At 45.3% G+C, this 21,296-nt stretch carries 15 protein-coding genes and 3 pseudogenes; 9 read left to right on the top strand and 9 right to left on the bottom strand.

What is annotated here, in order from left to right; translation table 11 throughout:
- Window positions 1-187 precede the first annotated feature (187 nt).
- The 8 genes and pseudogenes from CIK87_RS10755 to CIK87_RS10715 form a co-directional block, all read right to left on the bottom strand.
- A pseudogene (locus CIK87_RS10755) lies at window positions 188-358 on the bottom strand (polysaccharide biosynthesis protein); the annotation flags it as partial.
- Window positions 359-389: 31 nt separating this feature from the next.
- Entirely contained in the window at window positions 390-1,712 is a 1,323-nt protein-coding gene (locus CIK87_RS10750) for a nucleotide sugar dehydrogenase (RefSeq protein ID WP_094387163.1), read from the bottom strand.
- A gap of 95 nt (window positions 1,713-1,807) precedes the next feature.
- Entirely contained in the window at window positions 1,808-2,812 is a 1,005-nt protein-coding gene (locus CIK87_RS10745) for a hypothetical protein (protein WP_094387162.1), read from the bottom strand.
- A gap of 1,050 nt (window positions 2,813-3,862) precedes the next feature.
- Entirely contained in the window at window positions 3,863-4,774 is a 912-nt protein-coding gene (locus CIK87_RS10735; RefSeq protein WP_144008191.1) for an AraC family transcriptional regulator, read from the bottom strand.
- Window positions 4,775-4,864: 90 nt separating this feature from the next.
- A complete protein-coding gene (locus CIK87_RS10730) occupies window positions 4,865-6,535 on the bottom strand; it encodes an MFS transporter (protein WP_173823499.1) in 1,671 nt (556 codons plus the stop codon).
- Window positions 6,536-6,558: 23 nt separating this feature from the next.
- The gene (locus CIK87_RS10725; RefSeq protein ID WP_094387159.1) at window positions 6,559-7,683 is read right to left on the bottom strand and encodes an HlyD family secretion protein; all 1,125 of its coding nucleotides are present in this window, start codon (window positions 7,681-7,683) and stop codon (window positions 6,559-6,561) included.
- Window positions 7,684-7,710: 27 nt separating this feature from the next.
- Window positions 7,711-9,033, bottom strand: a complete 1,323-nt coding sequence (locus CIK87_RS10720) for a TolC family protein (RefSeq protein WP_094387158.1) — start codon at window positions 9,031-9,033, stop codon at window positions 7,711-7,713.
- Window positions 9,034-9,173: 140 nt separating this feature from the next.
- Window positions 9,174-11,435 (bottom strand): tetratricopeptide repeat protein, encoded by a 2,262-nt coding sequence (locus CIK87_RS10715; RefSeq protein WP_158216243.1) that lies wholly within the window; start codon window positions 11,433-11,435, stop codon window positions 9,174-9,176.
- Window positions 11,436-12,031: 596 nt separating this feature from the next.
- Between CIK87_RS10715 and CIK87_RS10710 the strand changes: the two genes are divergently transcribed.
- The 9 genes and pseudogenes from CIK87_RS10710 (at window position 12,032) to CIK87_RS10670 (ending at window position 19,327) form a co-directional block, all read left to right on the top strand.
- Complete coding sequence (locus CIK87_RS10710; RefSeq protein WP_094387156.1) at window positions 12,032-13,126, top strand: YafY family protein; 1,095 nt, start codon at window positions 12,032-12,034, stop codon at window positions 13,124-13,126.
- A gap of 370 nt (window positions 13,127-13,496) precedes the next feature.
- Window positions 13,497-13,955 (top strand): hypothetical protein, encoded by a 459-nt coding sequence (locus CIK87_RS10705; RefSeq protein WP_094387155.1) that lies wholly within the window; start codon window positions 13,497-13,499, stop codon window positions 13,953-13,955.
- A 13-nt stretch (window positions 13,956-13,968) separates the two neighbouring features.
- Window positions 13,969-14,598, top strand: a complete 630-nt coding sequence (locus CIK87_RS10700) for a hypothetical protein (RefSeq protein ID WP_094387154.1) — start codon at window positions 13,969-13,971, stop codon at window positions 14,596-14,598.
- A gap of 141 nt (window positions 14,599-14,739) precedes the next feature.
- Window positions 14,740-15,962: pseudogene (locus tag CIK87_RS10695) on the top strand (IS4 family transposase).
- 454 nt (window positions 15,963-16,416) lie between these two features.
- Window positions 16,417-16,674, top strand: a complete 258-nt coding sequence (locus CIK87_RS10690; protein WP_094387153.1) for a hypothetical protein — start codon at window positions 16,417-16,419, stop codon at window positions 16,672-16,674.
- Between the two features lie 14 nt (window positions 16,675-16,688).
- Window positions 16,689-16,898 carry a hypothetical protein gene (locus tag CIK87_RS10685; RefSeq protein ID WP_094387152.1) on the top strand — a complete coding sequence of 70 codons (210 nt, stop codon included), beginning with the start codon at window positions 16,689-16,691 and terminating at the stop codon, window positions 16,896-16,898.
- A gap of 50 nt (window positions 16,899-16,948) precedes the next feature.
- Complete coding sequence (locus tag CIK87_RS10680; RefSeq protein WP_144008190.1) at window positions 16,949-17,635, top strand: hypothetical protein; 687 nt, start codon at window positions 16,949-16,951, stop codon at window positions 17,633-17,635.
- 130 nt (window positions 17,636-17,765) lie between these two features.
- Entirely contained in the window at window positions 17,766-18,266 is a 501-nt protein-coding gene (locus tag CIK87_RS10675; RefSeq protein WP_094387150.1) for a hypothetical protein, read from the top strand.
- An 11-nt stretch (window positions 18,267-18,277) separates the two neighbouring features.
- Window positions 18,278-19,327: a hypothetical protein gene (locus tag CIK87_RS10670; RefSeq protein WP_094387149.1), complete on the top strand. Its 1,050-nt coding sequence runs from the start codon at window positions 18,278-18,280 to the stop codon at window positions 19,325-19,327.
- A 322-nt stretch (window positions 19,328-19,649) separates the two neighbouring features.
- Here CIK87_RS10670 and CIK87_RS14845 read toward each other — a convergent pair.
- A pseudogene (locus CIK87_RS14845) lies at window positions 19,650-21,131 on the bottom strand (leucine-rich repeat protein); the annotation flags it as partial.
- Between the last annotated feature and the right edge of the window lie 165 nt (window positions 21,132-21,296).

The following is a 21,296-nucleotide window of genomic DNA, read 5'->3' as shown; positions in this document are numbered from 1 at the left end:
ACACGTTGAGTACCCAAAAAGAGCGTGAAACCATGAAATCATGGCTATTTTAAGCAGAACAAGCGGGAAATTAAGGATTTTAGCCACAAAAATACGTACCAAATGTGTACCAAATAAAATATTTCTCAATTTCAAGGCATTCCTATAGGTTGTATATCAGGGCGTTGAATCCATCTATCGTTGTCTGGGCAACATCAGGATATTTCATCTGATACTCATGGCGCATATCATCCTGCTTCTTCTCATCACGTGAGAAAATACGAATCTCACCTATGTCTGTACGAAGAAAACGATTCAAAACTGCGTTACCGAAGGAACCTGTTCCACCAGTAATCATAAGGGTTTTACCTGCAAAAATGCTCATAATTTTATTTTAGTTTAATTTGTATTTAATCTCTTCTAAAGATATCTCTTGTATATACTTTATCTTCCACGTCTTTCAAGCAATCATCAAAGCGGTTGGCGATGATGGCCTTACTTTGTGCCTTGAATTCAGCAAGATTGTTGACCACCTTGCTACCAAAGAATGTTGTGCCATCCTCAAGGGTTGGTTCGTAAATGATAACCTCTGCACCTTTTGCCTTGATGCGTTTCATAATGCCTTGAATAGCAGATTGACGGAAGTTGTCGGAGTTTGACTTCATAGTCAAACGGTATACACCGATTACACAATTGTTTGGTTCTGCTCCGTATTGATTATTGCTTGAATAATCGTACCATCCTGCCTTTCGAAGCACTGCATCCGCAATATAATCTTTGCGGGTGCGGTTGGACTCCACGATGGCGGTCATCATGTTCTGCGGCACGTCCTGGTAGTTGGCCAGCAGCTGCTTGGTGTCCTTGGGCAGGCAGTAGCCGCCGTAGCCGAACGAGGGGTTGTTGTAGTGGCTGCCGATGCGGGGGTCCAGACCTACGCCCTCAATGATGGCTTTTGAGTCGATACCTTTCACTTCTGCGTAAGTATCAAGTTCATTGAAGTAGCTCACGCGGAGGGCGAGGTAGGTGTTGGCAAAGAGCTTCACGGCCTCGGCTTCCTTCATGCCCATGAAGAGGGTGTCTACATCGGACTTGAGCGCGCCTTCCTGGAGGAGGGCGGCAAAGGTGCGGGCGGCATCTTTGAGCATCTCCACATCGGTGACCGACTCGATAGCGCGGTTCTCATCGGCAAAGTCGGGATGCGACATGATCTTGGGGTAGCCCACGATGATGCGGCTGGGATAGAGGTTGTCGTAGAGGGCTTTGCTCTCGCGCAGGAACTCGGGCGAGAAGAGCAGGTTCAGTTTCTTCACGCCGCGCTGGGCGTACTTCAGGTAGAGGCTGCGGGTATAGCCTACGGGGATGGTGGACTTGATGACCATGACGGCATCGGGATTGACCTCCAGCACCAGGTCGATGACTTCCTCGACATGGCTGGTGTCAAAATAGTTCTTTATGGGGTCGTAGTTGGTCGGGGCGGCGATGACCACGAAGTCGGCGTCGGCATAGGCCTGACGGCCGTCGAGAGTGGCGGTGAGCTGCAGCGGCTTCTCGGCCAGATAGCGCTCGATATAGTCGTCCTGGATGGGTGATATACGGTTGTTGATCTTCTCCACCTTCTCGGGTATCACGTCTACTGCCGTGACACGGTGGTGCTGCGAAAGCAGCGTGGCTATACTCAGGCCGACGTAGCCGGTACCGGCAACGGCGACACGTATGTCTGCAAAATTACGCATATATTAATGTGAAATAAAAGTTTTATGGGTTGGATTTACTCAGGCGTGTTTATCACATTATTATATAATATAAGGTATACTTGCTTTGCCCCACCTTAATCAAACACATAGCCATAGTTGGTGCGTAGCTCTTCGTACTCGGCTTCATAGCGCTGGCGCTGGTCTTCATCCTTGAAGGTGGAGGCGATGCGGGCTATCTCCTGCATAACCTTGCGGCCAGCGTCGATGATGGGCTGGAGGTCGTCTTTGACGTAGTCGAGAAAGGGGGCATAGTAGTAGCCAATCTCTTCTATCATGAAATAGAAGGTGGAGAAGGCGTCCTTGATGTCAAGGCGCTTGCTGAGCACATCGGCGTGGGTCTGACGGAGGAGCATCTTGATGTTCTCGGTCTGTGCCGCCACCTCTTGGGCGGTCTTCACCTGATGGAAGAAGCTGTCGATAAAGGCATGACGCTCATGGAGATTGCGTTTGTAGAAGGTGGCGCGGCTCTTGGCGTCACCGTTTTTGTCTACTTCCTCGAAACGCTCGGCGTGGACATTGGATATGGCCACAGCCATGCCGCCGACATCCATCACCAACCTGCGGTCGCGGGCAATGCGGATGACATAGCCTTCAAGGCCGGCATAGTCGCCAGAGACAATGCGCAGCAGGGTGCGGTTCTGGGCGTAATAGACAAAAGGACGGAGGAGAAAGCGCAGCCTGTCGGGCTCGGTTTCAGAGACGCGCATGAAAGGCTCCATCTGGTTGCAAGGAATGGTAGCTACGCGGCCAGTGCTGCAGTTCTTGCACAACTTGTGCAGGGGCAGATGCTCGTCTAGATAGGCCTGGAGCTGACGGGGAGAACCTTGGAGGAAAATGAGTCCGCTCACCGAGGGTGCCTCGACCTGACGCATACCACCATGGTTGCTGCGACGGGGCAGATATTTGATAGTCTTGTGAACGAAATGAGGGATGCCGTCTTGCTGGAGCTGCTGTTCGATGGATTTGACCTTGCGGTTGTGAACAAAAAGGTAGCTCCATGACGTGCAAGTCGTGTCTGTCGCATCTTTCTTGCGACGCGAGCCGACGGTTGTTGGTTTCACTTCGGCGCATTTCTTCATTGCTGGGCCAGATGGTGTTTCTGGCTCAGAAAGGTGGGTGCCCTCTGGAAACGCGGTGCTTTCAAGTGGTTGAAGGCGCTTGGTTTCGTCGGCTGTAGATGGAGAACTCGTGCAATCCTGCTTCATAAACTCTCTTCTACTTTATGTCTGCTTGGATGGTCATCATCACCTGGGATGAAAGGGCCAAATCTGCTAAGACATTGTGCATAAAATCATTCTGTAGATATATCGCCAGTGGAGATAAAGTTGGCTAATCGTCTTAAGTCTGCGGAACTTACCCGCACAGCATACTCACCTCTTTAGCGGCGTTGTATCTTTGTCTTCTTAGCTGGTCTTCTTATGGTAAGACCCACACTCTGGAGTAAGATTATGATTATCAATGCGGAGATTAAAGGGCAACTTGGTTTTTGCTAAACATTTGCGCAGATAAAATGAGATTAATCAAAAATTTTCTAAAGAAAATGATAAAAAATGCAATAAAAGCCGTAACTTTGTACACAATGACAGGTCTTACCATAAGAAGACCCACTATCAGCAAAAACCGGCATCTGCTGGTTTTCTTCAATTATACTCCCATGTTTTCCTTTCAGCGACAGACGGATGCAGATGTCCGCCCACTCCCTTACGACCGTAGAAGCCACAACGCAAATGCACCCCTCGCACATAACATCCCTGTTCTTCGACCTGTCAACCGTCTCCCCTACTCTGCTGACCATCTTTACGACGCTGGAGGGTACCTCGGCGACGCTGGAGGGTACCTCCACGCAGCTGCTGACCACCTTTGGCGACACGCGTCGAACGAAACGGAAGCACGTAACGGCCGTCACGCGCCAGCAAATGCAGTCTACAAGTCCATAAGCTGGACTGCAAACAGGATCAAGATTATCATTAAGCGAATAAAGCGGCTATATAAAAAAGATATAGCCGACACTGGTCGCCACCAGTAAGGATATAAAAAGATAAAAAGCCATGGCTGCTTCTGAAGGCTTTGCCTTGGCACTGACAGCGGCGATGACTGTCTGGAAACAAGGTTGCCATTTTGCCGATATATCAGCCTCCCTTCTGCCGATAGTTGATGGGCGACATGCCCACCTGCTTCTTGAAGAAAGTGCCGAAGGCTGAGGCGTTGGGGAAGTTGAGAATGTCGGCGATTTCCTTGATGCTCTTGTCGGTGGTGGTTATCAGCGAAACCGCCTTCTTGGTAATAGCCTTGAACACGAGCTGCTGCACGGTATTGCCTGACACCGACTTGACGAGCATGGTAAGGTATTTGGGGGACAGACAGAGCCTATCGGCATAGTATCTCACTCCCCTCTCCTCGGCATAATGGCTGTCGATGAGCTGCATGAGGCGCATATAGGTCTCGAGCTTGCGGCTGGGCTCGTTGTCGCCATCGGTAGAAAGGGCGCGGAAGATGCTGCACAGCCTGTAGGTAAGCGAGAGCAGAAGCAGGCGACGCTCGTTGAGGGCAAACACATTGGCATCGCCATTGCCCGCAGCCAGAAGTTGGGAGTAGTGGGTCAGCTCGTCTTCATGTCCGGTGTGCATCACGCGGCAAGGCTTGGGGTTGACAAACTCCATGAACTTCATGCCCACCACCGTGTTGCCGAGGATGTCGCGGATGGAGTCGACGCGATAGAGGATGATGACCACGGAGCAGTCGGTGCTGTGGCGGGTCACGGTGAAGCTGACGCCGTGGGAGAGGAAGGCCGTCTCGCCCGTAGCCACCTGGTACTCCACCCCTTCGCAAGTGAAGGAGAAGCTGCCCGAAGTACATACGATAATGCCGACATCGGTCACGTGGAAGCGGTCGAAGAAGGCTTGTGGGAAGGAAGTGATATTGCCGCAGGAGCAACAGATGTCTTCATTGTTGGCCATCTGCTGTTCGAGGAGCGTGATGTTGTTGTCGTTCTGCATAGGTGTGCGGTTGTCGGCGACGAAGATAGCAAAAATATCCAACACGACAAAAGAGAAAGCAACATTTGTAACAAATCGCGCTACAAATGTTGCTTTCACCGCGTCTTATGTATAGATGCCAGAGTGGCAGACTGTCTAATAATTGACAAACCACTCACGCGTATCCTTGGATATGTCGCGCTTGGGCCAAGGCACCACGAGCATCAGTCCGGCAAAGATGATACAGGCATAGATGGTCCATCCCGATATCTCCTTGATGGCGGAGATGGTGGCCTGCACCTGCACCTTGCCCTTGGTTGAGATGGCTGCCATGTGTTGTGCCTCGGTCTCGCTCTTGCCCTGATACAGCATTCCGCGGACTGTTTGGTCGTAGGTCATGGCTGTGGCTGCATCGGTGCGGTCGTAGTCATGGGCATAGCGGGTAATGTAATACTGCTGGCGATACTGAAAGAGGTTCTGGTAGAGAGCCGAACCTATGCCAGGGGCTATCACCATACGCACGGTGAGCATGATGCACACCCAGGTGGACAGTAGCTTATAGGGCATGCGCTGGTTGGCGTAGACGGCGATGAGCGAATAGAGCAGCATCATACCCGTGGCACGGATGACGACGGGCCACTTCATGCGCTCGAGCATGCCGTCGGTCTGCACCTCAAAGTACATGAACAGCGAGGCTGCCCCAATCAGTATGAAGCCGAGGGCGAAGAACCACTTGAAGTGCACGCCCTTGTTGTTGAGCAGCAGGATAGAGACGAGGCCGATGAAATAGCCCAACAAAACCCAGTTGCCGAGGGCTGCCACCTGTATCTGGTCGGTCTTCATGCCCACACCCACAAAGATGTTGACCAGCATGGAGCTGGAGTTGCATATCATCAGTGCGATGAAAAGCAGTATGCCGCCCTGGATGCTGCGCGAGCGAAACGCCTTGAGCATGAAGTAAGGCGAGCGCCGCGTCTTCTCGAGATAGACAAAGAGCAGGGTCGACACCACGCAAATCACCGTGGCCCAGCAGATGGAGGCGTCGTCGTACCAGTCGTAGACCTTGCCATATACCATAATATATATAAAGGAACAGCACATGAGGCAGAACACCACCACATTGCCAAACTTGGAAAACGACAAGGGCGACCGCTTGGTGGGATAAGGGTTGTAGGGCATGCACACCAGAGTGATGAGCAACGCCACGAGGATGGAGCCCAACATGGCATAATAGACCATCTGCCAATGGTAATTGTAGGCAAACCACGCCGTAAGCCACGTACCTATCTGTCCGAGCAGCATGAAGAAGAAGTAGATGATGGGCTGGCTCGCTTTCTTCTCGGTATCGAGCGCATCCCAGCCAGCCTCATCGCTCGGCTCGTTGCCTGGCGATACATTGCGCGTGGCCTCGATACCAAACCCATACTTGATGAGGGTGAATAGGTTGCACATGAGCAGCGTCTGTCTCACAAATCCCATGATAAGGCTGTTGAGAGCCAAAATGAACAGGCTGTCGGTGTTGGCACAGATGTAGCTCTGCACCGCCAGAATCGAGAAGCCCACGAGGCTCATCATCTTCTGGCGTCGCACGCAGACCAGCTGGTAGAAGAACGGCGAGAACGCCGCCATGCCTATCGACGTGACAAAGCTGATGAAGGCGATGTGTTCTGACTGGATGCCAAGCCCACCCACCATCTCACTGCTATTGACGGAGTAAGCACCGCTGACCGTCATGATAGGTATGAAAAGTATGACGAGAAAGGCTATGCCAAGGGGCTTTGGCACCCAGTTGTAGAACGGAAAATTCTTCGGCAAATGCGCGGGCACTGCCGTGTATATCTCTGCTTGTGTCATTTCTTGAGTTGAGCCTTAACTACGACCATCATTCCTGCAGCCAGCTTGTCGTTGTCGGCCTTGGATATTCCCTCGAACTCTATCCTGACGGGCACACGCTGCTGAATCTTGACAAAGTTGCCGGCAGAGTTGTCGGTGGGCACGAGAGAGTACTTGGAACCTGTGGCGCCGGATATGGCGGTAATGCGGCCCTCAAACTCCTTGCCATCAAAGGCGTCGACGGTCATGGTGACCTTCTGGCCCACATAGAGCTTCTCCACCTGGGTCTCCTTGTAGTTAGCGATGACCCACTTCTGGGTGTCGGGCATGATGTAGGTGATGGTCTGGCCGGCATTGACCGCCTGTCCGTCTTCGAGCGAACGACGGCCGAGTTTGCCATCGCAGGGAGCGGTCACCACGCAATAAGAGAGGTTGAGCTTGGCCATCTCCAGGGCAGCCTCGGCACGCTCGATGGCTGCGGCGGTATTCTTCTTGCGTGTCTGCACCTCGTTCACACCCGAGTAGGCAGCCTTCTGCTGTCGGCGGGTGGCATCGAGCTTCTTCTTGGTGGCATTATACTCGGTCTCAATCTGCTCGAGCTGGATGGGGGTGGCGGCATTGCGGGCCACGAGGTTCTGATAGCGCTGGCGGTCTTTCTCCAGTTTGGCAAGACGTATCTCTATCTCGGCTATCGAAGCCTCGTAGACGGTGGCAGAGGTCTGGGTGGTCTGGAGCGAAGCGTCAACCACATTGGCACCTGCCATGGCATCCTTGAGGGCAGCCTCGGCTTCCATCACGCGGATGCGGTATTCACGGTCGTCGAGCACCAGAAGGGTGTCGCCCTTCTTCACATCCTGATGCTCCTTGAAATAAATCTTCTTGATATATCCCGAAGCGCGCAAGTTGACGGGCGAGATATATTGCTCGACCTGTGCGTCATCGCTCTTCTCATTAGATTTGTAGTCCATAAACATACAGCCAATCTTCACGATGCCCCATACGAGGATGGCCACACCGATAAGGCTTACAAGCAGCTGGCGTATGCGCTGGCGCTTGAGCTGGGCGGCGGTAACTTCGTGGGTAGACTGGTTGGGGGTGTCGTTGCTGGTATTGTTGTTGGTGGGGTTATTGCTTGTTTCCATTTCTATGTTGTTGTTTGTAAGTTTCTATTATTTGATGAGTTTGTCCAGCTGGCCGGTAAGTTTGAGCAGGGTCAGGTTGGACACCTGGTAGTTGAAGTGGGCAGTGAGATAGTTGTTCTGGGCGTCGCTCATGCTCATCTCGTCCTGCAGCACCTCGGTCATCGAGGTTATGCCCTCACGGTATCTGTCGCTTGTGACCTTATATACCTCCTCGGCAAGCAGGTAGTTGTCGCGCTGCTTGCTGAAGTTGCGCTTGTTGTTGGCCAGGTCGTTGACGGCGTTGGCATACTGGGTCTGCATACCCTTCAGTGCATTCTCGTAGGAGAGTCGGGCATTGTCGATATCCACCTGGGCCTTACGTATCTTCGACCGCTTCTCAAAACCGTCGAACACGGGGATGCGCAGCGACACACCTATGCCGTTGGACTTGTACCAATGGTTGGACTCTCCGGCATGAAACCAATTCCTGATGTTGTCGGTAAAGGCTGCGTAGGTCCAGTTGCCCGTGAGGGCAACCGTTGGGAGATATCCGTCTTTGGCAAGTTTCTTCTTCTGTTCGGCGAGAGTGCGCTGGGTCTGCAGCAGCTGGAGCTCATAGAGGTTCTCGTTGAGTCCGGTGAGCGACGCCATGTCTATCTGTTCGATGTCGGCTTTCTCTACGGCAATGGTCTTGTCGGCGGGATAGTCGATGACATATTTCAGCATGTTATACTGCTGGGTGAGCATGGCCTTGGCATTGTCATACTGCACGCTGAGGTTCTCGAGATTGACATTGACACGCTTCACGTCGACGCCGAGCGCCATGTCGTTGTCATGGAAGGCCTGGGTGATGTCGCGCAGTTCCTCCAGGCGCTTGATGTTGTCCTTGATAATGGCTATCTGCTCTTCGGTATTCTGGGCGAGATAGTACATCTTGCTAATCTGCACTATCAGGTCTTCCTTGGCCTTGGCGTAAGAGAGCGTGTTGAGGTGGTCGAGGGTCTTGGCAATGTCGAGGGCAGTAAGTGCCGTCTGGCTGTAGAGCGGCATCTGCAGCTGGATGCTTGCCGACGAATTGTACTGCAACGTCTTGGTAACATTGTATGGCTTGCCATAAGCGCTACCGTCGGTCACCGATACTGGGGGAGTGAAATTGTCGTTGAGTCCGGCGCCGATATTAATCTGGGGCAACAGACGGGCACGGTTTTCACTGACATCGTGCTTGCCCTTAAGCACATTGCCTTCATAAGTCTTCAGATTTAGATTTCGCTCAATGCCCATCTGCAGGCATTGACCCAGAGACAGCGTCTCCTGCGCCATGGCATGGCACAAGAGAAGTGTCAAGGAAAATGTGAACAATATTCTTTTCATACCTAACTTTGATAATTCGGCTGCAAAGTTACTGATTAATTATCGCTTAGGTATATTCATAAAATATCACAAGTTGTTCACATTTTCCCTTTATCCATGTTTCTATGATGGTTGCTTGCAATTATGACTATAACAGCTCATCAATACCCATAATTGCGCAGGAACTGTCTGGCCATAGAGTCGCCGTTGGCTGCTGCCTTACGCATGAACTCGAGTCCGGTTGCTTTGATTTTCATACCGCCTCGCCCCTCGTAGAGCATATATCCAAACAGGGCGTCTGCGACGGTATGGTGGCTGTCGACCACTCTATCGAGCAACTGGCGTGCCTGGTAGTCATCGGCGTTGGAGTGGTTTTGAAGCAACAGATGGGCGAGATTGCAGGAAGCCTGGGCAAAATCGGCCGACATGCAGCCTTCGCTTTCGACGCGCTCTTCCTCCAAAGCCACGTATCGCTCGTAATAATCGCGTGCCGCATCTTTGTTTACTCGCCCATAGTCGGGGTAATAATACATATTGCCAAGCCAGTAGAGAGGTTCGGCGTCGCCACCCTCTTCGCTCTCCTTCAAGAGCATAAAGGCTTGGTTGAAGTCGCTTTCCACCACATCGCCATCAATGAGAAAACGGGCTTTGTAGTACATACCCATCGGGAAGCCCTCGTCGGCAGCTTGACTATAATATTCATACGCCTTGCGGCCATACCATTTTCTGCTGCGGTGTCTCTGAACGTGCTTCAAGTCATAGTCATCATAGCAGGTATAGCAAGCACTGTACAACTCAGCCAGTTTCATATAACTGTCGTCACAATAGGCATCAAAGTCATCGCCAATATCTATCAGGTAATCGTGGGCAAGGCGGAAATTGTGGTGGGGAGACTGAGCGTCGCTGCCGTCGCCATCCTTGTAGCATACCCAAGCGAGATAGAGCAGCAGGTCTTCATGACAAGAGGATGGCTGGGCGCCGCCGTCAATCTCCTGGAAATAGCCGTCCAGCAGTTCTCGTGCCAGTTCATAGTCCTCGTCGTTGACAAGGTCATGCGCCATCGCCTCAACATCATACTCTTCAGAAGAGAAGTCTTCATCTATACAGGTCGGCATATTATCCAGCATAAACTGCACCTTGTCTTCACGCTCCACTTCGGGATAGAGTTCATAGAGTTTGCCCTTGGCTCTTGGCTCGCCCGTCTCATGGGCTTGGAGGAGCCATGCCAGGGCGCTGGCATCGTCGTGCTTGCATCCCTTGCCTTCGGCGTAACGGATGCCTACAGTAAACATGCACTTGGCGTTGCCCTGCTCAGCCCCACGGAGATAAGAGGCAAAGGCTTCGGAATAGAGTTTCTGCTCATCCAGAGCGACTCCACGACCATACCAGGCCGCAACAAGGCCATGAGAGGCTGCAGCATCAAACCACAAGACCGCCTTCTTGGCATCGTGCTCACAGTTGTCTACGCCTTTCAGGTAAGCCCATGCACGCTTGTTCATCTCTGCGGCGGTCATGCCAGCCGACAGCTCGCACACTTCATCCTCGGGGAAATACTGAGCCATGCGCTTCTTGGCACGCTCGTCTCCCGCATCGTGGGCCATACGCAGATAGCGACGCGCACCGGCATCGTCCTTGGAGGCGCCCAATCCTTTGTGCAGATTGGTGGCAATATTCAACATGGCTGTGGTGCAACCCTGGTTGGCACTCAGGATATAGCAATTGTTGGCAGACGCATAGTCACCTTGCTTCTCGAAACACCAGCCAAGATTACTGCGTGCCGCAGCATCGCCACGCTCGGCGGCAGCACGCAGGCATCGCATGGCGAGCGCAAGGTTCTGCTGAAATCCCTCTTTGCCACACAGCCAGTTGTAACCACGCTGGGCCATACGGGCGGTGGTAAAGCCTTGCCACTCGTCATCCCTGATGGGACCGAACCACTCGTCCAGTCTCTGCTTAGCTCCCTCATGTCCTCGGTCGGCATACACCTTGGTCAATCGGTAACAGCGGTCGAGCAGCAGTGGATTGGTCTTGACTTCGTCATACAACAGGGAGGCCAAGGCGTAGGCAGCGTCGGGATTGCCGTGTTCGGTAGATTTCTCCAGCCAGTGGCGCGACTCAGCCTTGTCCTCAGCGCATCCATGGCCAGTATCAAGGAAGAGTGCGTAACGGTACATGCTTTGCGAATTGCCCTTCTCGGCACCATGGCGGGCCAGTTCGCAACAACGCCTCTCATTGCCGGATGCTTCGTTGTCATGGATATAACAAGCCAAAAGGCCGTAGAAATCACCCACATCAGGGCATTTGCTCCACGCCTTTTCATACAATCTCACGGCATCGTCATAGTTTCCAGCCTTATACAGCTGTTCGGCTTCGTCATAGACCCTCTTGGCTTCCATGCCAACATCCTCGCTACCGCGTTTCAAAAAGTCTAATAGGCCCATAGTAATAGTATATCTAATATCATTTGCACTATATATATAATAATAGGTGTCGGCCAAACGAGCGACCATCAGCAGACTAATACACCAAATGCAAATGTAGGGATTTATCTCGGCATAACAAGCGTTCAGCCCCATCTTTTTTTACGAAATAATTTCTACCACAGGGAATTGGTATATAGAAGGCTCCGTAGTAACACCATCATGGTTCTATAGCCAAGCCAGGAGCTTCGTTATAATAGATATCTTCCTTGGGGACAAATGAATGTGTCCATTCTTGGAATAAAAAGTCATTCTGCTTTCTTATACCTTGCCCAATGTCATCTCCATTTTTTAGCGTTCAAGGATAATATAACATCCAAAAGTCGCCTCATTCTATTGTCATTCACATTATTTAACCACAAAGACGCCGTTTTTATAAAATATGTAAGTAATTTAGGCACAAATTGATATTCATAGGAAAATCTTGATTCAAGATTAAAACAACTAATACGTTTAATCGGAAGTGATTTACACCAAATAGTCAAACAAGTAAACAAAACTACCTTTCCGGGACTAACATTATATTGTTACCATATTTTATGCCAATCAATAAAAACGCCATAATAAGATATAAGATTCTGGACGAGTTACTAAGTAGCCGATACCATAATTATTCTCTCGACGATTTAACAGAGGAAGTTAATCGTCGTCTTGGAGAGATGCAGATTAATCCTGATGAGGATAATATAGGAAGGCGTACCATCGAGAAAGATATTCATTTTCTTGAAAAGGAAGATCCTTTCTGGGCAGATATCGAAAGATATAGCGTTGATAGTTATGACTATAACAAACAAAGATATTATTGTAAACGCTGTCTTAGATATGCCGACCCTTCATTCTCCATTTTCAAGAAAGAACTAACCACAGATGAAAAGTATCTATTGAGAGAATTGTTCTCACTACTTGGACAATTTGATGGTTTGCCGAAACTTGATGGTCTTGAAAGATTGCGACTGAGTTTAGATCCACATGCTCTGCATAAACCTATTCTTTCTTTGACGAAAAATCCAATAGAGAACACTAACTGTTTAGGATTGCTATTTACTGCAATCTCCCAAAAACAAGTTATTGAACTTCACTATAGAAAATTTGATGAACCAGAAAAGAGTATTGTTTATAGACTTTATCCTTATCTTTTAAGAGAGTATGAAGGACGTTGGTATCTCTACGCAGGAAGAGTAGAGAACGATAAAATCAAATGTTTCCCATTGGATAGGACGATACATATCAACCCAATACCTTCTATGAAATACAAGAATTATCCAGGGGATATTAATGAGATTTTTGAGGATATAATAGGTGTTTCCTATTATTATGAAGATACGACTGTTCACAAGATTACATTCTGGGTAAGCGACTATTCAAAGAATTATGTACTAACCAAACCGTTGCACGAATCACAACGTACACTCAACATACAGACCTGTGATGAATTGCATAAGCAGTATCCATCTCTTCAGAGAGGACAGTTCTTTAGGATTGACTGCAGGAGGAACTATGAATTGATACGTGAACTTTGTTCCTTTGGTCAGCATCTGCTTGTTTTGGAACCATCCTGCATCCAGGACGAAATCTTTGAGCGAATAAAGGCTATAAATGAAGATTATTCAAAACTGCGAACTAAACGTTCGTAACCTAAACATAATTTTGCACTCTAAACGTATTAATAATTAATTTCTATCGTTATGAACATTTCACAATCACAATTAACTCAAATAGAACAAGACTTTATCAGACTTGTTCTTGACTTTCATTTTGACTTAGGGCATCATAGTCCTATTTGTCTTAATGATATTAATTCGCAGATTGATTTATCCCCTATTATGTCTGCTGAATATTATACAGAAACATTTGATACGAATTAGCTTCATAACATCAGACAAAAACAGGAAAGCCAGTTGTCTGTTTATAGAAGTTTCGAGAGTAGAGAATGAAATGAATAGATAAGCACCTGGGGATGTAGCGCAAATCATTTATAAAGAATTTCTATAACAATTTAAGAATATGATAACAAGAAAAGAAGAAATCCAGACTAGGATTGAAGAGATTTTAAAATCTCATGAGAGTGTTTTTAATGACCTCATTGATGGGTATAGGGTTGTAATTACGCTAATTAAAGATAACCCTATTCGGGTTGAAGTAACTAAGCAGATAAACATTGAAGGCAGGAAATCTGGCATCAGAATAACCCATGATGGTCAAACTGACGAATTCTCGTCCCAAAAAGCCCTTTTGTATGCTATTGAGCAAATTGGTTGTGAACGTTTCTTTAATGCTCAAAAAAGAAGCAAAGTTATCTCCAAAGAAAGGCCAGCAAATGTAAAGGACAATCAAATTGTTGAGATGAAGGATGATAGTGGTCACTGGTATGTATATGTTCATTCAGGTATAGCCCAGCGTGTGACTTTTCTAAACAACATATTCAAAGCTCTGAATTTGGATTGGACGGCAGAAAGAAACTAATTGATAGAATATTATGAAATGGATTAAAAAAGATTTGAAAGAAATTATTGAGAAGTACTTAGAAGGCAATGTTTTTCATAAGCCCTTGATGATTATTGTTAGAACTAATCATGGAAGTTCTAATCCGATAGTGGATGACTGTCATGATTGGATGGTCGAGGATCTTAAAGCATTTTGGTTTCAAGAGTCTCCAACGTATGGCCTTGGCTATTTAAGTAACTATAAGATTGAAAGAATAGCAGACCACCCAGATATTCAAATACCTATTTATTCAGATGCATATAAAGCTGAAGTTCTATTATATCACAGATGGTTATCTCAATTAGAGCCGCAGCATTTGGAATATGTGGTTGCAATAAGTAGAACGCTTCAAAAGCCAACTATTTGTCTAATAAATGATTATATATATGATGCCTGTGGGAAAGAAAAACAGAAATTGTCTGATTTTAACGTGATATTCTACAATGGCGATATGAGTATAACGGATTGGAGAGATTGGCTGGATTTTATTAGTTCAAAAAAAGAGCTTCTCCCAGAGATTGAAGAATTTGTAAAAAATGAGCTTGAAACCGTCAATGATTCAAAACAATCAATAGAAAGATGCCCTTGGCTTATTACTTCAAGTCTTTTTCCGAGGATATAAGTAAAAATAAACGCTAATTTTAAATATTGCTGTCCGCTAAAACTTTTTTTGAGCATAAAAAATTAGGGCTGGATTCCTCGCTTGGAATTCAGCCCTTTTAGTTACCTTTGTTTCTTGTTGTAAATTTCAATTCAAGTAACTATGAACAAAGGTAAACATTTTATCGGACAGCCGATGTATGGTCAGCTAATAAATTTGCTCAACAAGGAACAAATTCTCAAATTCAGCCGTGAGCATAATGGTGAACGCTACATAAAGCGCTTTGATGCCTACCAGCATATGGCAATAATGCTTTACGCTGTCATCAGAAAATTCGACACATTGCGCGAGATTACAGATTCCATGTTTCCTGAAGCGCGCAAACTCGCCCATTTGGGCATAAGGACGATGGCAAGGCGCAGCACTTTGTCTGATGCCAACGCCCGCAGGCCTGAGGCCGTGTTTGAGGCCACGTACCGTAGCCTGTAGACGAACTTTCCTCGGACAGCCGAAAACGGCGGATGCCCGCATGGTTCAACCGCCTGCAGATTATCGACTCCACGACAATAAGCCTTTTTTCCAACCTCATTTTCAAAGGCGTAGGCAGGCATCCCAAGACCGGGAAAAAGAAGGGTGGTATAAAAGTGCACACCAATATCCACGCCAACGAGTTCGTGCCGTCTGACATCAAGTTCACGTCAGCCGCAACCAATGACAGCTTTATGCTGAAGCCCGCGAATTATAACGATGGAGATATCATTGCCATGGACAGGGCCAACATAGACTATGCCAGGTTTGAGGAACTGACCAATCGTGGCGTCACATACGTGACAAAGATGAAGAAGAATCTTGTATATGATACTCTTTCTGACACAATGTACATGTTGCCGTGTGGCCTCATGGAGTGTAGAGTCCAGGTCGTGGAGTTCAGGAAACATATAAAGGGCGGAGAGAATATTAAACACAAGGCCCGTATTGTCACCTATGTCGATCCTGCGAAGAAAAAGGCGAAAGTCATATCGTTGCTCACCAACGACATGACCATGGAGGTGGAAGACATCATCGACATATACCGCCAAAGATGGGAAATAGAGTTGCTGTTCAAGCAGTTGAAACAAAATTTCCCGCTTAAATACTTCTATGGGGAGAGCGCCAACGCCATCAAGATACAGATTTGGGTCACCCTAATAGCCAATCTCCTTCTGATGGTCATAAAAAAGCGCATCAAACGCTCTTGGAGCTTTTCTGGATTGGCATCAATGGTAAGAATCATGCTCATGTATTATGTGAACTGCTATACTTTCCTTGAGGAACCAGAAAAAGACTGGGCAAAAATGGTTCAGGAGGATAAGGAAATACCTCCTGAACCAAGCCTTTTTGATTAGAGTGGGGGCTTACTTTTTGATAAAACAAGCTCGAATTCCCATTTTCAGAGGACTTCGGGCGAGGGATTTGTGCTCTTTAGAGTTTTAGCGGACAGCAATAAATTTTAAAATATTCGAACACAAGTACGGGGCACTTTCTTCTTTCCCAAGAGAAAAGATCATTGGTGCTGGCTGGAGTATAGATAGCAAAGATACAGGAGAAAGAATTGCAGATTTTATTGAGAAAAAAAATCCGCGACCAACCAGAACACCTAAATATTGTTAACTGCTGATGATAATCGTAGGGTGCGCAACGCAGCTTCACACCCTACGATTATCTTGCATCAGAAATTGCAAAATACAATGTATTTCATTGTCCGCTTAGTTTTTCCTGAAACTACGAACCAAAAATTCGTAGTTCTTTAATAACTTTGCACCATCAAACAATAAAAATCACAATAAAAAAACTATCGGTATGGGAATAATTGATAATGCAGTAGCAGGAGCTTTGGGCTATGCTATCAGCGAGATGAGTAAGAGTCATTCATTACGAGATGTAATTGACCAGAGAATTAACCGCTCAAAGCAGAAGGTCACACTTGAAGATTTGATAGACGACTATGCCAGACAGCATGGGGTTTATACCCATGATAATGAGCTAGCCCATCGCCTCCATCAGATAGCTGCACGCTACGAGGAGTACAACTATAAGAATATTTACGATTGGAGATAAAATGCTTTATAGCTATGGGTAGTATCTTGAAAATATTATTCTGCATTCTGCTGGCATTAATTATACTAGTAATAGCGATTCCCCTGTTGTGGCTAGTTATAAAAGAAGTTACAGGGTTGTTTGGAGGAACGTTTTCATCAATGGAAGGTGATATGGGGTACATCATCTTCACTATTGCCTGTATTATCTTTATTATATGGGCATTGGCCACCTGGAATAGTTAGATAATAAATTAAACTATTTGAAAAAGATTACATATATCGAACGACAGTATATGAAAAAAGATATTGATACATCCGTGTGCCATCCACATATTCGACAGATGAATGCAGTGGGAGCTGATGAATTAAAAAAAGCTGTCTATGCCTATTGTTGTAATGTGGAGGAAGAAGACATTCAAAAATACGATGAAAATGCTATCTTTCCTGAACTTCTACCAGTTTGGCAGGCTTTCAAGAAGAATGATTTTGACTTCTATAAGTTCATGCTGGAGAAAGATTATGAATTGATAGAAGACGAAGATATGCGTGTGGAGGTACTTATGTGCACTTGCTTCCTGCTATTGAATCTTCCAATAGGAAGATTTGCTATAGACTGGCTAAATGGTTATCTCGATTTTTTCGAAAGGAGCAATAGTTTAAAATGTTCCGATGTCGGATGGCTTGGCGACAATGTTATTACTGATACTGATATTCTTTATCATCTTTATTTCTGTTCAACAGAGGAAGAAATTTGGAAGATAATGGCATGTGGAATTGGGGACATTGAGAGTTTATACAAATGGTATAGCGGAAGAGTTCCTTGCCCTATCCTTAAAGCTGCAACAGGCCTACCATGCTACTATGAGAAAGATGAAACGAAAGCAAAGGCATTTCTTGATTACTTGCTAAGTTCAACTACTGAGAGTGTACGAAATAAGGCGACTTACCTGAAGAAATCGATTGATAACAATTCTTTATAACAATGCCGATGAGATACCTATTATATATTTTATGTATTATCATTTGGACTGGATGTAGTTATCATAATAATGGAATGAACCAGCCTTTAATGATGTTGTGTGTGATGGAATTCCTCCAAAAGCTTATTCTATGGCAGAGAATGAAGACTGGAAGATTTTTCTGAATGACGAAGCAATTGGAGATAGCATTGAAGGGGTTGGGGCCGTCAAACAAGTATCATTATGGACTTATAATAAAAGAGAGAAGTCTGTAAAGAAATTATTGATGCCCCATCCTCATGCAGATGGTAGAAAGCTCTCGATAGAACATAGTTTTACCATTCCACTTGACTCAATACCGACGATTTCCAGGGTAACTATTCTTTCATGGAAAGGCGAACCGCTAAAACTATTAGTTGAGGGAAGTACAGATTTCCGAAATGTCACGAGCTTTGTTGTTGATGCTGAATCCGACCAGGCAATTTATTTGCCTACAAATAGAGGCTCAATTGGTATTAGTGAGGAAGATGGATTGCTAATAATGCAAACTTACGAATACTATAAAAACGGTGGACGCTATAACATCATTGAGGCGTTTAATCAGCAAGGCGATCGTATTGCATCAATGGATGCAAAAACAAGAAACAACTAAAACAGAAGATTATGGCAAACAAGGTTAAATTCAACGAATGTCTCTCCGTAATTCCAGATGCTCTCATATGGGCAGAAGATCAGGATGTAGAGGGGTTAAAAAAGTTCTTCATTGAGGATGCGCAAAAGCCACTTTATTGCATTGCCAGTGGTGGTTCTGTAAGTCCAATTGATTATGCTGCACTACTATATGAAAGCAAAAGAGGAATGGCTAAAGTACTCACGCCCCTCTCCATGGCATCAGTCTCAGATGAAGCTCTTCGGACTGCAAAGATATTGATTATGTGTAGTAGCGGAAAAGGATGTGACGAAAAATATGCAGCCAAACGAGCTTCAAAGACAAATCCCAGAAGCACTTGTGCCATTGTGAAAAATGTGGGTGATGAAAACGCTGTAGTGAATTATCTGAAGAAAGCAGATTCTCGATGGTTCGCTTATGATTGGCTTACACATGACAAATCTTTTATCGCAACGATTGATACTATCTGCAAATTTGGACTGATATATAATGCCTTCTCAGACACCAATAGTTTTCCTTTATTTCAACTAACAATTGATATAAGTCCTAAATATTGTTTTTATTACGGACCAAGGGTAGAGGGTAAGGTTCCAAAACTTCAGGACATAAAGAACTACATTGTTCTGTACAACGGGTGGAGTCGACCTGTAGCAGTCGATTTTGAATCGAAAATGGTGGAAAGTGGAATTGCAAGTGTGCAGCTATGTGATTTCCGCAATTTTTGTCACGGCAGGTTCATTTTCACATCAAAGCACATTGAAGACACTGCTTTGGTTTTATTCATAACACCTAGAGAACAGCAATTCGTCAAAGATTTGATTTGGGGCATTACATGGCGTGATAAGACCGATGTTTTTCCTAAGAATTTACCCATTCTCAAAGTAGAAACCGAATATGATTCTCCACTTGCTACTATTGACCTTCTTGTGAAGGCATATGTTTTGTTTGATGAAATCGCAAAGGTTAATAATGAAGAACCATGTTCGCCATCTAATCCTTGTAAGATAGATAAGAGGTTTCCGAAGAATACGCCATTTAAATAGTTAGGCTATTATATACAATTAGCCCTTTTTGCTTAAAACGGGAGGATGTGCAATTAACACATCCTCTTGTTTTATGAAGTGTAATGATTCATTAAAATCCTCTGGATACACCATCGAATAATCAATAATCTCTTGCAGTATATTCAGCCCCTCTTTTCTCATTTGGCATTTTCGCCCCTTTCATCCAATCAGAATAACTGATGGATTCCATCCAATCATTAAAATCTTTCTGTTACATTTAATCCTATGTTTATATTCTTTTTTCCATTCGTTATCAGTTGTGATTGCCATAATAGCATCTAAAAGGTGTAATAACGGTATGTTATTCTTCTACAATATCCTTAAAAAATAAATAGGGGTAAGAATAATCCCATGAAGCATCCAAAAGGCTATCATCATAGCTTGGTTCCTCTTCATAACTATAATATTGATATGCAGTTCCCTTTGGAACAAAAAGAACACAATCAGAGAAATATTCAGGCTGTTTGTCCATTGGAGTATCACCACAAAACCATTCCACTATATTTTTCGGAGGCGTATAATTCCTAAGATGAAGTTCTTTTAGTCCATCACCAATAAAAAAAGCCCCAAAACCAATTTTGCAGTCGGGATTCTTTATCATTATTTTCTTTATGGGGTTCGCGCAAAAAGCATATTCACCTATATAATTAACATGTTTAGGGATAACAACTTCATTAATGTTATTTCCAGCATAAGTACCGTCTTCGATTTTGGTTATACCCTTAGGGCATTTGAACAACTCAAGTCCCGTGTCGCCAAATGCATTGCTTCCAATTTCTTCAACACTTGAAGGTATGTCAATTTCTTCTATTTTACAATTACAATAGAATGCGTCATTGTCTATGCGTCGTATCCCATCTGGTATATTAATCTTATATTTGACGTTTTTCTCAAAACAATGAGACTCCACATCTTCATATGTGATTACTTCTGAATTTGAGAATAAAACAATATCCTTCACCCGTAGGGATGATTCTGCTTCTTGAGAGTGCTGGGAACTCAAGCCATCATAGTCTTGCTCGTTGTCTTCCATTTTTGTTCTTTCCTCTAAGAGCCTTTCAATTAATTCAATGCCAAGATTATTCAACGTATCACGAATTATAGATGTATCACTTCCCATCCAATCTATAACATTGTTTGAGATGCGAACATTATGCAGATTCTTACACCCATTAAATGCACATAATTCTATATCCTCTACTTTATCTCCAAATTCTACGACCTCTAAAGACACGCAATTCCTAAATGCATAAGCATCTATTTCACAAACATTTGGCAGATTAATATTATGAAGACTTACACACCCATCAAAAGCATGGTCTTCTACGCATTCTACATTATCTCCACACTTCATTACTTTTAATGAGACGCATTTGCCGAAGGCGCAAGACCCAATTGTTTTAACATTAGACAAATTGAAGGATTGAAGTTTCTTGCAACCTTTAAAAGCATGTGCAGAAATATTCTCTAAATCATTTCCTAATTGAATGTCATTTATAGACATGCAATTTCTGAATGCATAAGATCCGATATAAGTGACGCTCGGGAAATTGACATTTTTAAGATTTATACATCCGTCAAAAGCATGGTCTTCAATTCTATCAGTTTTGTTTCCAAGTTGGATTTCCACCAGTGATTTGCAAAATTGGAACATTCCATAAGGAACTATAGAATTCTGTTGGGGGAACTCAAATTTTGTCAAACTAGCACATCCTGCAAAAACCTTTTGACCAAAATCCATCTTATCTGGAATGTTTGTGATATCCGTAAGTGAAGAACAATTGAAGTATCTATTATTAGTTGATTATCAGTATTATACGCTCTAAACGGTAGAAAAGTGGCTATGTGGATTCTGTTTAGATACGAAAAGGTAATATTTAACGTATTTAACTTTTAGTTACACCAAAAACCAATGAAAAGGGATAGGATGAGGTGTTTCTACTGAAAC

The organism is Prevotella sp. P5-64, assembly GCF_002251285.1.
Taxonomy (GTDB): Bacteria; Bacteroidota; Bacteroidia; order Bacteroidales; family Bacteroidaceae; genus Prevotella.
The sequence above is the reverse complement of the archived record's forward strand: the minus strand, read 5'-3'. Positions and strand labels throughout refer to the sequence as shown.